Origin of the sequence: Desulfatitalea alkaliphila (genome assembly GCF_022968795.1) — a bacterium.
Lineage (GTDB): Bacteria > Desulfobacterota > Desulfobacteria > Desulfobacterales > Desulfosarcinaceae > Desulfatitalea > Desulfatitalea alkaliphila.
In genome coordinates, this window is record NZ_JALJRB010000014.1 from 73,965 (window position 1) to 88,365 (window position 14,401).

Annotated in this window: 10 protein-coding genes; 4 read left to right on the forward strand and 6 right to left on the reverse strand. The window is 60.7% G+C overall.

Annotated elements, in window-relative coordinates; all coding sequences use genetic code 11:
• The first annotated feature begins 10 nt into the window (after positions 1–10).
• Together MRX98_RS13155 and MRX98_RS13160 are read left to right on the forward strand one after the other, a co-directional pair.
• Entirely contained in the window at positions 11–2,284 is a 2,274-nt protein-coding gene (locus MRX98_RS13155) for an ATP-binding protein (protein WP_246909482.1), read from the forward strand.
• Entirely contained in the window at positions 2,285–3,709 is a 1,425-nt protein-coding gene (locus MRX98_RS13160; protein WP_246909484.1) for a sigma-54-dependent transcriptional regulator, read from the forward strand. It begins immediately after the preceding gene.
• Between the two features lie 23 nt (positions 3,710–3,732).
• On the opposite strand, the gene MRX98_RS13165 is transcribed toward MRX98_RS13160, so the two are convergent.
• Complete coding sequence (locus MRX98_RS13165; RefSeq protein ID WP_246909492.1) at positions 3,733–4,506, reverse strand: alpha/beta fold hydrolase; 774 nt, start codon at positions 4,504–4,506, stop codon at positions 3,733–3,735.
• Between the two features lie 273 nt (positions 4,507–4,779).
• Complete coding sequence (gene apgM, locus MRX98_RS13170) at positions 4,780–6,714, reverse strand: 2,3-bisphosphoglycerate-independent phosphoglycerate mutase (RefSeq protein ID WP_246909498.1); 1,935 nt, start codon at positions 6,712–6,714, stop codon at positions 4,780–4,782.
• A 197-nt stretch (positions 6,715–6,911) separates the two neighbouring features.
• On the opposite strand from apgM, the gene MRX98_RS13175 reads away from it, so the two are divergent.
• Positions 6,912–7,529 (forward strand): PHP-associated domain-containing protein, encoded by a 618-nt coding sequence (locus MRX98_RS13175; RefSeq protein ID WP_246909500.1) that lies wholly within the window; start codon positions 6,912–6,914, stop codon positions 7,527–7,529.
• On the opposite strand, the gene MRX98_RS13180 is transcribed toward MRX98_RS13175, so the two are convergent.
• Genes MRX98_RS13180 through MRX98_RS13190 form a run of 3 tightly spaced genes read right to left on the reverse strand, consistent with a single transcriptional unit; the run spans position 7,518 to position 12,194 of the window.
• Positions 7,518–10,094, reverse strand: a complete 2,577-nt coding sequence (locus MRX98_RS13180; protein WP_246909502.1) for a response regulator — start codon at positions 10,092–10,094, stop codon at positions 7,518–7,520. The two genes, MRX98_RS13175 and MRX98_RS13180, sit on opposite strands and share 12 nt — an antisense overlap.
• Position 10,095: 1 nt before the next feature.
• Complete coding sequence (locus MRX98_RS13185; RefSeq protein WP_246909504.1) at positions 10,096–10,485, reverse strand: response regulator; 390 nt, start codon at positions 10,483–10,485, stop codon at positions 10,096–10,098.
• Entirely contained in the window at positions 10,482–12,194 is a 1,713-nt protein-coding gene (locus MRX98_RS13190; protein ID WP_246909512.1) for a sensor histidine kinase, read from the reverse strand. Before MRX98_RS13190 ends, MRX98_RS13185 begins: the two co-directional genes overlap by 4 nt.
• A gap of 467 nt (positions 12,195–12,661) precedes the next feature.
• Between MRX98_RS13190 and MRX98_RS13195 the strand changes: the two genes are divergently transcribed.
• Positions 12,662–13,402, forward strand: a complete 741-nt coding sequence (locus MRX98_RS13195) for a DUF481 domain-containing protein (RefSeq protein ID WP_246909513.1) — start codon at positions 12,662–12,664, stop codon at positions 13,400–13,402.
• 62 nt (positions 13,403–13,464) lie between these two features.
• On the opposite strand, the gene MRX98_RS13200 is transcribed toward MRX98_RS13195, so the two are convergent.
• Entirely contained in the window at positions 13,465–14,364 is a 900-nt protein-coding gene (locus MRX98_RS13200) for an SMP-30/gluconolactonase/LRE family protein (RefSeq protein WP_246909518.1), read from the reverse strand.
• Positions 14,365–14,401 lie beyond the last annotated feature (37 nt).

Sequence of the window (14,401 nt, forward strand, 5' to 3'; positions counted from 1 at the left end):
GGGATGTCCCATGACCTCCATGTCCTCCAACCCGGCCGCCCGGCCGCCCCGGCGGTCGTTGTCCCAGGCGCTGACCAACCGCTTGATCGTCACGGTGGCCGTCACCTTTCTGCTGGCCACCATGGGCAACTACTACTTCTTTTCCCATCGCTCCAAGACCCTGCACGCCGCCAAGGCTTCGGAATACCTGGTTTATCTGCGCGACAGCCTGGCGGTGCCCTTGTGGAACATCGACAAGGACTGGATAGAAAGCATATGCGATTCCTTCGCCAAGAATGAAACCGTGGCCCTGCTGCGGGTGAGTGATGAAAACGACATGCCCTTTTTCGAGATCGCTTCGCAGAACGGCGCCCAACTGATTCGGCGCACCAGCGAGGTGTACCATCAGGGCCGGCCGATCGGCCGCATCGAAATCGGATTGACCACCCAACTCTACGAGCGCAGCAACATTCAATTTCTGTGGGCCAGCATCCTGACCATGGTGCTGGTAGTCACCGGCATGGCCTTTTCCACCAAAATGATCTTGAACCGGATCATCAACAAACCCCTGGACCAACTCATGGGGCGCATCGATCAAATCGCCTCGGGCCAATACGGGCCGACCCGGGAGCGGTTCGAGCACCGTGAAATATTTACGATCCTTGATAAATTCAATGCCATGGCCGGAGAGGTGAAACGGCGCGAACACTCCTTGAAGACCACCAATCGTCGACTGGCATCGGAGATCGCCGAGCGGCAAGCAGCGGAAAATGCCCTGCGCGAGAGCGAACAGCGCTATCGCCAATTGGTGGAAGATCTGCCGGTGGGCCTTTTTCGGGTGTCGCCCAGCGAGGAGGGCGCCTTTCAAATGGTCAATCCGGCCTTGGTGCGGATGTTCGGCTACGCCACCAAGGACCAACTCGTCGCCCGACACGTTCGGGATCTCTACCGTTATCCGGAGATGCGCAAGCATGTCATGGAAATGTTGCGCACGGAGCATTCCCTGCAAGGGTTTGAGGTGGCGTTCAAACAGCGCAACGGCGCACCCCTGGTTGGACTGGTGACCGCCCATGTGGTAATGGATGCCGATGGCGCACCGCTGCACATCGACGGCATCATCGAGGACGTGACCGAGCGCAAGCAGCTCGAGAGCCAAATCCGGCAACGGCAGAAAATGGAGGCCATCGGCACCTTGGCCGGCGGCATTGCCCACGACTTCAACAACATCCTCGCCTCCATCTTCGGTTTCGCGGAGGCCGCCAAAATGCAATATGCCAAGGGGGGCCCCATCGAGGCCCATTTGGATGAAATTCTCAGCGGCGGATTGCGCGCCCGCAGCTTGATCAAGCAGATTCTGGCATTCAGCCGGCAAACGGAGGTAGCCAAGGGCGCGACGGCCGTAGCGCCCATTCTCAAGGAAACCATCAAATTCCTGCGCGCTTCCTTGCCGTCACTGATTGAAATCCGGCTGCGGGTGAATGCCGCCGATGCCTTGGTGTGGGCCGATCCGACCCAGATCCATCAACTGCTGATGAACCTGTGCACCAACGCGGCCCATGCCATGAAATCCCGCGGCGGACTGTTGGAGGTGACCCTGGATGAAACGATCCTCGACGCCGACGCCGCCTTGCGCCACGGAGAGATAGCATCCGGGCCCTGCATACGGCTAACCGTGCGCGATGAAGGTCACGGCATCCGGGAGGAACACATCGAGCGCATCTTCGAGCCCTTTTTCACCACCAAGGAGCGGGGAGAGGGCACAGGTATGGGGTTGGCGGTGATTCACGGCATCGTCAAGGACATGGGCGGCGTGATCGATGTGGACAGCCACCCGGACAAGGGCAGCACGTTCCAGGTTTTGCTGCCCCGCCACCAGGGGGTGTTGTCGCCGGCCGAGGTCGTGTTACCCACTCCCGGCAAGGGTCGGGGTGTCATTTTATTCGTGGACGACGAAAAAGGATTTCTGGCCTCGGGCAAGGAGATACTGGAGCAGATCGGTTACGAGGTCGTCACCGCTTCCGACGCACGGGAAGCATTGACGCTGTTTGCCGCTGCTCCCGAAAGATTCGATCTGGTGATCACCGACCTGGTGATGCCCCGGATGACCGGACTTGAACTGATCCAGCGGTTGCGTAAAATGCGTCCCGATATCGCCGTCATCCTGTGCAGCGGGTTCAGTGACGACATCATGTCCATCAACAAGCGGTCGACCGGCATTGCCGATGTGGTCATGAAGCCGCTGCTGGCCGGCGAATTGACCGGCGCCATCGAACGCGCGCTGAACCGGCGACAAGCGGGGGAATAAATGGCCAGAGTGCTGATCATCGATGACGATCCCAAAATTTGCAGCTTTCTCGTGCTCTTTGCCCGGGAGTGGGGCCATGCCGCCGCACAGGCCGGGTCGTTGCAGGATGGCTTGGTAAAGGCACAGCGCGAGCCCTGGGATTTGATTCTGCTGGATCTGGACCTGCCGGACGGCAACGGTTTGCAAATTCTACCGGAATTGGTGGACGGCCCATCACGGCCCGAAGTGATCATCATCACCGGCACCGGTGACATCAACGGCGCCAAGTTGGCCTTTCAGCACGGTGCATGGGATTTCGTCACCAAACCGTTCACCATGGAGGAGATCGCCCTGCCGGTATCCCGGGCGCTGGCCTACCGCAAAGAAAAGAGCGCCCGGCAGGCCCCCTTGACCCTGAAACGGGATGCCATCGTGGGATCCTCCCAGGAGATGCGCAACTGCCTCGATGACCTGGCCCGCGCGTCGGCCACGGAAGCCAGCGTGCTGATCATGGGCGAGACCGGCACCGGCAAGGAGTTGTTCGCCCGGGCCATCCACGAGAACAGCAACCGGGCCGCGGCGCCCTTTATTGCGGTGGACTGCGGCGCGGTGCCCGAATCATTGGCCGAGGGGCTTTTCTTCGGTTATGAAAAAGGGGCTTTCACGGGCGCCTCGGCGCGTCGGGAGGGCATCATCGCCCAGGCGGCCGGCGGCACCCTGTTTCTCGACGAGATCGGCGATCTGTCGCCCAATATCCAGAAAGCCTTGCTGCGCGCCCTGCAGGAGCGCCACATCCGGCCGTTGGGGGCGGCGCAGGAGGTTGCGGTGGATTTCCGGGTGGTGGCCGCCACCAACCGTGATCTTGCCACCATGGTTGCGCAGCAACGCTTCCGTGAAGACCTGCTCTTTCGCATCCGGGCCTTCGAAATCAAACTGCCGCCCCTGCGGGCGCGCAAAGAAGACATCGAAGAAATCGCGGTTAAAAAAATCCACCAAATCTGCCGCCACTACGCCATCGGCATGAAAGGCATCTCGGCGGACTTCATCCACAGCTTACAGGCCAACCGCTGGCCGGGCAACGTGCGGGAATTGATCAACGTACTGGAGTATGCCCTGGCCGCCGCAGGTGAGGACCCGAGCCTGCATCCCAAACATCTGCCCCCCGAGTACCGGACGGCGACGCTGGACCTGAAACCGCCGCCATCGCCGCAAGGGGTGCCCACAGACGGTGCAAATAGCGGCGGGCAAGCACCGTTTCCAACCCTGGCGGCCTATCGCGCCGATGCCGACGCACGCTATTTGCAGATGCTCATCGCACGGGTGCGCGGCGACCGCGACATGGCAATGGCCCTGTCCGGCATGTCCCAATCCACCCTTTACAGCTTGATGAAAAAGCACAACCTCTCTTTGTCGGGCCGTGCACCGGAAGCCGATGAGAAATGGTGACCCGTGATGGATACTGCTAAGCCCTAAGGCGCGGCTTCCGCCGCGGCGGGGGTGTAGTAGCAGTTGCTGTCCAGAAACATACGCCACAAGGCGAGAAAGGTGGGGTAATCGTGGCCGCCGTCGAATGTGTATACGGCATCGGTCGGCAGGACGGCTGAAAGCAGTTCCTGGCCACGGCGGTAGGTGTCTTGGGTGCCGAAGCCCAGTTGAACGTTACATGCCGGGTCATCGGCGATGTCGGTTTTGAGCCAGTGCCACAACATGCGCTGCCAATCGTCATCGGGATCATACGTGCCCGGTTCCCACAGCCGCACCCCGCCGGCCGCCGCAATCTCCTTGGTGATGGCGCCGTATCCGAGAAACGGAGCGATCAGACAGACACCGGCGATGTCTTCCGGGTATTCCATCCGATACAGCAGGGATCCCAGGCCGCCCATGGAAAATCCGATCAACCAGATTTCCCGATACCCCTGTTCCCGGGCGGGGTCGATCACATCGGCTTTCAGCCGATCCACCAGGCTGCGTCCGCTGTAGTACCCGAAGTGGGCATTGGGCGCCACCATGTCGAAGGGCAAGCCACGGGCCCGCACATCGTCCACCAGCCCCTCTTTTTCAAAAGAGTGGTGGCTGCCGCCCATTCCCCGCATGAAGACGAAAAGCCGTTGTTTGGGCGTCCCGTTCAAATCGGCCCGGTAGCGCAGCACGTCCAGCGGGGCATTGGTGGGCAGGGCACAGGCGGTCAGCAACACCACCAGTAGCAGGCAGAGGGAGTAATCGACAAGCCGGTTTTTGCGCATGGTGTCCTATCCCTTATTCAAAGGCGATCATTGATTTCGGCGACAGGCACCCACTTTACCACACACCCGGACCGCGTGGCGATGGTTATCGCGCATCCCTGCTTGTCATTCACCGCGTCTTGTTAGGTGTCACCCCAGGTACCCCCCAACGGAAATCGTAGCTGTCGCCGTGCGCTTGCAATGCGCGGGTGGAAAAATGAAGCGCCGGGTGCCGGGACCATCGTAGCAGATAGCAGCGGCTTTGAAGCAAGCGGTCGTTCAGGCCGGGTCGGTCTATTCACTCGCGTTGCGGTGCAACCGCTGCAGTCGCTCGGCCACTTTCCAATCTTCGATCAGGGGAGGAACGGATCCCGGCACCAGGTGTTGCCAGGGGCGGCCTGATATCAAACGCCGGCGGATGTCGGCGGCGCTGATGCCCTTTTCGTCCGGCGACACCCGCCACAGCACATGGGTTTTCAATCCCAGGGATTGAAAATTGCCGAGTTTGCGTTTGCCCCAATCATCGTAGATGGACAGCAGGAACACACCGTCCATGGGAACGTAGTGGGCATAGAGCTCGGGCAGGTTGATGGGAAAGGGCACCACGGAAAAATCGTGGGGCGCCAATCCGGCTTCCCGCAACACCGCCCGCACCATGAGGGCCCGTTCGTAGTAGCTCAAGGGGTTGGCCGACGGGTCGCTGCGGCCGCCGTCATTATCTTCCGGCTTGGTAAGTAGCGGGTCGGGATTGGTGATGCCCACCACCAGGTGGCGACAAAGGGCCTTGCCGGCCAGCAGGTATTTCAAATGGTCGTTGTGCAGGATTTGAAAACGGCCGTGGATGACCCCTGTGGGATAGATGAGCGATGGCCGATTATGAGGTTGGTTGGGCGCCGCCGCGGCGGGCCGTTCTGTTCCGGCAAGACGGAAGGGGACGGTGACGCCCGGCCAGTAAGGCTGGTCCCGGGGCGTGTCCATCAAACCCTGCAGCTTGATGCGGTCCAGGTGGTTGAGCACCAGGTAGATCAACTCGTTGCCGCGCACCATGCCCAGGGCGCCGGCCGGCGCGCTGATTTCGTCGTAAACGCGCACATGATCGCGGCGCAGGCCGGGGCCGTGGAAGATGATGGGGACCGGTTCGCCGCTGTGGACCAGCGGGCCGCCGCTGGGCGTGGAGTGATCCGCGGCGATGACCAATAACAGCTCCGGTGTTTGCAGCAGCGCGGGCAGGGCGGCGCCGATGCCGCGGTCCAGCGCCTCGATGACCTGCTTTTTGTAGACGGGATCCTTGGTGTGGGCCGCTTCGTCGGGCATCTTGGTGTGCACATGGATGAAGTCGTGGTGCGCCAAGGCTTCCCTGGCCAAATCCAATCGTTGGGTCATGTCGGCGGCCGGATCGTCGGTGTCGGCCGCTTTTACGCAATCCAATCCAAGATAGCGGGCCAGTCCGTGATAGACGATGCCGCCGGCGATGCTCAGGCCCCGAATCCCGAAACATTCCGTGAAAGGTGTCACCCGACGCAGGCGGCCGGCCCGCTGGGTGACAATGCCGTTGAGCAGCGGTTGCCCGGCGGCTTCGCGTGCCGCGTTGACCGGGTGTTTGCCCAGGGTGCGGTGAACCCATTCCAGGTAGGCGGCCAGGGCCTCGGCGGTATCGCGCGCGGCCACATTCCGGGCATGGGAGGCCCAGGGCTGCGGCGCCATGACCGGCCGATCATTGAGGATCGGATCGGTGTCCGTTACGAAAGGCGCCACGTCGCCGGACATAGTGAGGATGGCACGCAGACCCTGGGTCGGGTGCAGGCGCATTTCAACATCCCGGTGCGCATAAGCGGCCACCGCGTCAAAAAGCATGCCGGCTTCCTGCGTGGTGGCCCGCGGTTTGCCGTCCACATGCAACAAGGCCCCCTCTTCGGTCTCACGGACGGTGGCAAAGTGGGCCAGCAAAGCCACCTGGTGGTCGCCGAGGGGGATGCCGGCACCCAGGGCCTCCAGGGCGCCGCGTCCGGGAAACTGGTCCATATCGTAACCGAAAATTGCGAAGTGGGCGTTTTCGCTGGGCAGCGCCTGGCCCAAACGGGCCGCATGAAAAAGTCCGTTGGCGCCGTCGCGGGCCAAGCGGTCCAAGTGGGGGGTTTGCGCCGCCTGCAAGGGGGTTTTGTGGTCCAGTTCAGGAAAGGAGCGGTCGCCCAGTCCGTCGAGCAGTATCAGAATGCATTTGCCGGGCATGTTCGGCGGGCCTCCCTCCTGTGGTTAAGATGCAGCCTTGATGGTGGCAATGCATCAGAATATACGCCAAGGCCGAAGGGGGTGTCAAAGTGCAAATCGATGTCTCAAAAAGGGTCAATAGATAATATCGATGGATGGACAATCCTTGATTGAAACAATGAATTTGCCTTACCGCGAGAAGGCGTTACCATGTCAGCATGCTGTTCGACATCCACGTTCATACCACCTTGTCCGCCTGCAGTTGTTTGACGTTGAACGAGATTCTCGAAAACGCCGGGCGGCTCGGTCTTCAAGGGGTCTGCATCACCGATCATCAGACCATGGCGGTGCGTCGCCGCCTGCGGGAAGGGGTGCAGCCCAACGGCCTGTGCGTGCTGTTCGGCATGGAATACAGCACGCCCCAGGGGGACTTTCTGCTGTTCGGACCGCATGATAACCTGCCCGCCGGTCTGAGCGCCGGCGAGTTGATGCGCCTGGTGCGGCAAAGTGCGGGGGTGGCCGTCGCCGCCCATCCCTGCCGTTTGTCCCGTCCGTTGGACGAACGGCTTTTGCGCAGCGGGTACCGCCCCATCATCGAAACCCTCAACGGGCGCAGTACCGCCGCGGAAAACGCCGCGGCCGCAGACTTGGCCGCGCGACATGGGTTGACAACCACCTGCGGCGGCAGTGATGCCCATGCACTACAGGAGTTGGGCCGCTTCGCCACCCGCTTCAGCGCTCCCATCCGCTCCCGCAGCGACTTGATTCAAGCCCTCCAGGGCGGCAAAGGCCGGCCGGTTGCAATGAGTGACACATCCCTTGCGCTAGCCGTTTAAGGCCATTCGTACTTTGCTTGCCAATTCGTGCAGAGAGAAGGGTTTTTGCAGAAACAGCACCCCTTCGTCCAGAACACCCCGTTTGGCGATGACGTCGGCCGTATAACCGGAGATGAAGAGACATTTGATGCCCGGATTGTGGGCGTGGAGTTGCTCGGCCAGGTCGCGGCCGTTCATGCCGGGCATCACCACATCGGTGACAAGCAGGTCGATGGCGTGATCATGATGGGTTGCCAAGCGGATTGCTGCTTCGGGGGAGTCGGCCGCCAGCACCTTGTAACCGAAACGGTTGAGCATGGTCGTGCCCATCTTCAAAAGGACCTTTTCATCTTCGACCAGCAGGATCGTTTCTCCTCGACCGGCGGGGGGTTGTTTCTTTTCCGCCAATCGTACCGCGTCACCGGTCCGGTCGTGGCGTGGAAAGTAGATGTGGAAAATTGTTCCTTTGCCCGGTTCGCTTTCCACATGGACGAACCCATCGTTCTGTCTGATGATACCGTAAACTGTGGACAAACCCAGACCGCTGCCCTGGTGGACCGCCTTGGTAGTGAAGAAAGGCTCGAAAATCTGGTCCATGAGTTCCTTGTCCATGCCGCAGCCGTCGTCCCTCACCGCCAAAAGAACGTAATCGCCCGGCACTGCATCCTGGTGAACGGCGCAATAGGTTTCGTCAATGGTCGCATTTTCGGTTTCAATGGTGATTTTGCCGACACCGCCGATGGCGTCCCGGGCATTGACGCACAGATTGGCCAGCAGTTGGTCCACCTGCGAAGGATCGATGCGGATCGGCCATAGGCCGGCGGCGGGCAGCCAGGCAATGTCCACTTCCTCGCCGATCAAACGCCGCAGCATTTTGAGCATGCTTTCTAGTATTTCGTTCAGGTCGAGCACCTTGGGCGCTATGATCTGCTTGCGGGCAAAGGCCAGCAACTGACGGGTGATCTCCTTGGAGCGTCGGCCGGCATTGAAAACCTCCGTCAGGTCATCATGCAGCGGCGTGCCGTTGCCGGCCTTCTCCATGGCCAGCTCCGCATAGCCCAGGATGACACTCAACATGTTGTTGAAATCGTGGGCCACGCCTCCGGCCAGGCGCCCCACCGATTCCAATCTTTGCGTTTGAATCATCTGTTTGCGGAGCTTTTCGTGGTCCTCCTCGATGCGGCGGCGTTCCCGGTCCATTAACAGCATGCGCACCGCGTAGGCGATATCTCCTGCCATTTCTTCAAGTAATTGTCTCTCTTCGGGATCCACCACGGTGACGCCCTTTTCAGCGACGGCAATTAAAAAGCCGATGGACACACCGTCGTCCACCAATCGCAAGTGTAGGCAGAGTGCGTTTTTGCCGGTGTCGGGCGCTGGGCAGACATGGCAGGCGGGATCGGATGACGGCGGGCCGGGACCGCACTGTTTGCCGGTGGCCGTATGGTCGGCGCACGGCGGTAGCTCTCCCTGTTCCAGCGCTTCAATCATCGGTGTGAAGCCCGGCTCAGTGCCGGATCGGGCCCAGGTGGTGGGACGGTCGTTCGCGCCTGTGAGCACAATCATAGCCGCTGCATAACCGCGGTTGTCCACGATCAACCGGCACGCCCCCCGAATCAGGGCGTCGATATCCCGCTCCCGAATGATGAGCTGGTTGACGTCCTGAATGGACTTCAGTACGGCGTTCAGATGCTCATAGCGTTCCTGGTCCTGTTTGGTTTTGGTGATGTCGAGGCAGTGACCGATGTAGCCGTTGAAGCGGCCGTAGCTGTCGTAGCAGGGCGAGCCGTCGTCCTGAAACCAGCGGTATTCACCGTCGTGCCGGCGCAGGCGGTAGGTGAGGCTGTAGGCGTCATGGCGCGCTCGGGATCGGCGCAGCACCTCCTTGACGTGCGGCTGGTCTTCGGGATGAACGCTCGCCACCCAGCCCTCTCCGCGCTCCTGCTCCAGGGGGCGGCCGGTAAAGGCGAGGTACGGGTCATTGAAATACTCGGCCAGATAATCGGCATTCAGGGTGTAGATCAGGGCACGGCTGGAGTTGGCCAGATTGCGGAAATGCTGTTCGCGTTCCCGCAGCACCGCCTCGGCGTTTCGGCGCCCCTCGACCTCTTTTTCCAGCTGCAGCATTTTGTGTTCCAACTTGTTGACCAGGCGCTCGTTGTAAAGCTTGAGCACTCCTTCCTGCTGATTGGACGGGGCAACCGTTGGCGGCGATGGTTTGGCGGTGACCATCACCTCATGCATGGTCTCGATGAAGCGGTCCGGTTCGCACGGCTTGACGATGAACCGATTGGCGCCGATCTTGAGGGCCAAATCTTCATCCCGGCTGTCGGTGTAGGTGGCCGAATAGACAATGAAGGGAATGGTGTGCAGACGCTTGTCGGCCCGGACCCGGCGGCACAGTTCGAAGCCGTCCATGACCGGCATGAGGATGTCGCTGATGATCAGGTCGGTGGCTTCGCCCTGCAGGTGTTCGAGCGCTTGCTCTCCGTCGGCGGCGACCACCACCTGGTGGCCTTGCCCTTTGAGCAAAACTTCGAGCAGGTAACGGTTTTCCTCTTTGTCGTCTACAATGAGGATTTTCATATCACGCCTCCTGATTGTCCCGGCGCCGCGGTAAATATCGAATGATTTGGTCGACGAAGGTGTCCGGATCGATGGGCTTTTCGATATACCCTGTCGCGCCGGCGGCCAGAATTTGTTCCCGATCGCCGGCCATGGCGTAGGAGGTGACGGCGATGATGGGGGTGCGGGACAGCGCTTTATTCCGTTTCAACTCCCTGGCAACGGCGTACCCGTCCATTTCGGGCAGTTGAATGTCCAGCAGGATGGCTGTGGGGAGGTGCTCAATTGCCATGTCGATGCCCTTGCGGCCATTTTCCGCACCGATGATGTGGAACCCGTTCTTTTCCAGTAAAAACCGCATCATGTAGAAATTTTGTTCGTTGTCCTCGATGATCAGCAGTGTGTCGCTCATGATGCTTCTCCTTGATGTTGCGGCAAGCGCACGGTAAAGGTGGTGCCCGAGCCCGGCTTGCTCTCCACGGTGATGATGCCGCCCATCATGTCGACGATCCGCTTGCAGATGGAGAGTCCCAGGCCGGTGCCTTCCGCCTTGCGGGACAGCCCCGTATCGATCTGGTGAAACGGTTGGAACAGGTTCGGCAGATCCTCCGCACCGATGCCGATGCCGGTGTCGGCAATGGCGATCCGGTAATGGTCGTTTTCATTGCGGCAGACCATGCGCACCCGCCCCTTTTCGGTGAATTTGACCGCGTTGCTCAGCAGGTTCAGGAACACCTGTTCCAACCGGCGCGGATCCGTTGTGATGGCGCCGATATCCCGATCGATTTCAAGGTCGATCGGTAGGTTCTTCTTTTCAGCCAGAGGCGTCACCAGTTGGACCGATTTTTCCAGCGACATTTTCAAATCGAAGGTGGAATGGCTCAGTTGCAGTTGGCCGGCCTCGATCTTGGAGATGTCCAGCACGTCGTTGATCAGCGCCAACAAGTGGCGGGCGCTGTTTTGCACCATGCCCAGCTGTTTGCGCTGTTCCGGGTTCAGTTCGCCGGCCAGTCCCTGGAGAAGGATGCCGGTGAAGCCGATGATGGAATTGAGGGGGGTGCGCAACTCGTGGGACATGGTGGCCAGGAAGGCGGATTTGATGCGGTCGGCCGCCTTGGCCTGTTCCATGGCTTGGGCCAGTTCCGCCGTGCGCTGGATGATCCGTTGGTCCATCTCCTTGTTGATCGCCTGTAATTCGCGGGTCCTGATGTCGACCTGGCGTTTGAGAACGGCGCTGCCGACCAAGGCGATTAAAAAGGCGGCGCCGATGAGACCGCCGAGCAGTTTCGCCCAGCCGGGCAATCGAAACCGCACCTGTTCTTCGGTCCAGGCACGCAGGGATTGATAGTAAATCGATCCGGCGTCCCTTTTCATCTCGGCCAGATGGGTGTCGATGGTTTCCAGAAGGTGCGGATCGCCGTTCAGAGGCGCGGCGAAAAAGAGGTCGGAAGGTTCGAACACCACCGTGGTGTCTTCAAGGCCGTGCGCTTTGGCGTGCATCATGCCGTAAAACCGGTTGGTCACGGCGGCGTTCGCCTGTCCATTGGCCACCATTGCGAACATGGTGTGGTAATCGGGCACGGAAATCAGCTCTGCATTGAGGCCGAAGCCGGCGCTGAGTCGCATGAACGCGCGCTCCTGAACAGAACGCTCCAGCACCAGGATGCGCTTGTTTTCCAAATCGAAGATGGAATGGATGCCACTGCCTTTAGGTGCATACACCTGGTACCAGGAGGAGAGGGCTGGAATCTGGTGATAGGCATAGCGCTTGGCGCGCTCGGCCGTGTAGGCGACATCGGGCATCAGGTCGATCTGTCCCTCTTCCAGCCGGTCCAAACCTTCGCCCCAGGTGCCGTGCACAAAGTTCAGACGCCAGCCCTCCCGGCCGGCGATGTGCGCCAGGATGTCGATGAAAATTCCCTTGGGGAGGCCTTCCGCATCGGTGAAAACCTTGGGCGCGTTCTCATACAGGCCGACCGTGACCACGCGGTCGGCGGCGCAACCCGGGCCGGGGGTCCAACAGAGCAGGGTCAGCAGCGCGAGGCCAAGCAGCGCCGTTCGTCTTCTCCACCTGCTGATGCACTTGCGGCGTTCTGAAGGGCGTTTCAAACCTGATGCCATTCTTACCACCCTCCGATCGGCCCAATCCGGCCCAAATCCGGCGCCTCATTGCCAATTTTTTGTACCGCGAGTTCTTAATGCAGACGCTCGTCATCGCGGATTGGAAAATGATTACAATCGTCCAACTTCAAACTGCAACAGGTCTTCGACTGACTGTGGAACCGGGTGGTGCTTGAATACAGCTTCGCGGGTAAGGTTGTGTGCTGCCCCCGGCCATATAGCAACCGGCCCGGTGGATGGCAAGCCGCAAATGGATTCATGTGATTGCCGCCCCTTGACCAAATGCAACACGGAATCTGAACTTATGCAGGTTGCATGCCTCAATCTTGCACAGGAAACAGTGCCTGCTTGGAGGTGGAAAGGGCGACGGATTGTCGCGACACGCGTGGTCATCCCAACCATGCTGTGTTGATGGCGTCTTCATGATAGGATACAAAATGACCCACGAACATCCAAAGGAGGCCCAAATGACCCTTTTTCGCGCCGTCGCGGGCGTGTTTGTCATCATGGCCATCGTTGTCGGTCGGGCGCCGGCGGCGTGGTCCGAGGAACAACCGCGCTGGCAGGACACCGCCGAGCTCTCTTTCGTGCAAACCGGCGGCAACACCGACGTGACCACCATTGCCGCCAAGAACCTGCTGCAATACCGCCTTTCGGACAACTGGGCCATGCAGTGGAAAGCGGCGGCCCTGCATGCCGAATCCGACGGTGAAAAGACGGCCGAGCGCTATGAGACCGACCTGCGGACAGATTACAAGGGCGGCGAACGGATCTATTACTATGGGTTGGCCGGCTGGGTGCAAGACACTTTTGCCGGTCTGGACCAGCGTATCTACGGTGGTCCCGGCATCGGTTACCGCTTTCTAATCGGGCCGCGACACCAATTGGTCGGCGAGCTGGGTGCCTATTATGCCCGCGAGAAGTACACCGACGGTTCGGCCGACGATTTAATGGAAGGCCGCGCCTACGGCAAATATCAATTCAAGTTCAGCGAAACCGTTCAGTTCTCCCAGGATCTGGAATATCTTCACAATTTCAAGGACAGCGCCGCTTACAAACTCATCTCCGTCTCCGCCTTGCAATCCAAGCTCAACGAGTGGTTGGCCGTCAGGGTCGCCTATGAGCTGCGTTACGACAACCGGCCCACGCCGGCGGACTTGAAAAACAGCGACAGCCTGTTGACTGTTTCGCTGGTCTTGAATTTATGAGGGCTGTCTTGCAGGGCCGGAAACGCCGATACGGCATTCCGGCCCTGATGGATGGCGAGCCCTTAGGGGAGTCCCGCGCCGGGTACCGCCACCGCCACGCTCCAGACGGCGGCTTCGCGGGCCGCGGTGCGCCGTTTGGCGTCGAAGTCCGGGGCCACGCACAAGAACAGGGTGCGGCGCTCGGGGCCGCCGAGCATGCAGGCGAAAACCCCCTGGGGGTCGGTGCGGATTTCATCGAGGATGCGCCCGCCTTCGGCCACCCGCAACACCCGTTTGCCCATGGCGTCGGCGACCCACACGGCCCCGTCGGCGTCCAGGGCGCCGCCGTCCGCCGCCACCTTGGCCTGGGGCAGCAGCATTTCCATGGTACGGCCTTCGGGCGCCGGACCGAAACAGGCCCAATCCCGTCGCGGCCCCAGGGTGCCGTCTTCGGCGATGGAGAAGGCCGAAATGCGGTTGCCGAAGGTTTCGTTGACCAGCAGGGTCTTTCCATCGGGCGTGATCATCGATCCGTTGGGGAAAAAGAGCCCTTGGGCCGCCACCTGCGCTGTTCCATCGGGGTGCACCAGGGCAAGGTCCGCGGTTTGCAATTCCCCCCGGCCCATCAGGTCGAAACCGAAGTTGCCCACGTAGGCGCGGCCTTTGCTGTCCACCACCATGTCGTTGGCCGGTCCCCGGGCGATCTGGCCCAGGTCGGCATGCACCTCCAGGGTGCCGTCCGGCTCGCGGCGCAGCACGGTGCGATCCCCCATGGAGACGATCAGCAGGCGGCCGTCGGGCAGCCATCCCAAACCCGAGGGCTGATGCGGCACTTCGGCGATGGTTTCGACGCGGCCCTGCATGTCCACGGCGATCACCTGGTGGGAGTAAAAGTCGGACAGCCACAGGCGGTCTTCATGCCAGCGCGGCCCTTCGAAAAAGGTGTAGCCGGAAACCAGGGTGGAAAAAGCGGTGGGATTCATGCTGCACAAACCTCCTTGGAAAAGGGTGTGGGAACTT

Coding starts and splice junctions, on each gene's coding strand:
- MRX98_RS13155 (WP_246909482.1), top strand. CDS start 11: ATGACCTCCATGTCCTCCAACCCGGCCGCCCGGCCGCCCCGGCGGTCG.
- MRX98_RS13160 (WP_246909484.1), top strand. CDS start 2,285: ATGGCCAGAGTGCTGATCATCGATGACGATCCCAAAATTTGCAGCTTT.
- MRX98_RS13165 (WP_246909492.1), bottom strand. CDS start 4,506: ATGCGCAAAAACCGGCTTGTCGATTACTCCCTCTGCCTGCTACTGGTG.
- apgM (WP_246909498.1), bottom strand. CDS start 6,714: ATGCCCGGCAAATGCATTCTGATACTGCTCGACGGACTGGGCGACCGC.
- MRX98_RS13175 (WP_246909500.1), top strand. CDS start 6,912: ATGCTGTTCGACATCCACGTTCATACCACCTTGTCCGCCTGCAGTTGT.
- MRX98_RS13180 (WP_246909502.1), bottom strand. CDS start 10,094: ATGAAAATCCTCATTGTAGACGACAAAGAGGAAAACCGTTACCTGCTC.
- MRX98_RS13185 (WP_246909504.1), bottom strand. CDS start 10,485: ATGAGCGACACACTGCTGATCATCGAGGACAACGAACAAAATTTCTAC.
- MRX98_RS13190 (WP_246909512.1), bottom strand. CDS start 12,194: ATGGCATCAGGTTTGAAACGCCCTTCAGAACGCCGCAAGTGCATCAGC.
- MRX98_RS13195 (WP_246909513.1), top strand. CDS start 12,662: ATGACCCTTTTTCGCGCCGTCGCGGGCGTGTTTGTCATCATGGCCATC.
- MRX98_RS13200 (WP_246909518.1), bottom strand. CDS start 14,364: ATGAATCCCACCGCTTTTTCCACCCTGGTTTCCGGCTACACCTTTTTC.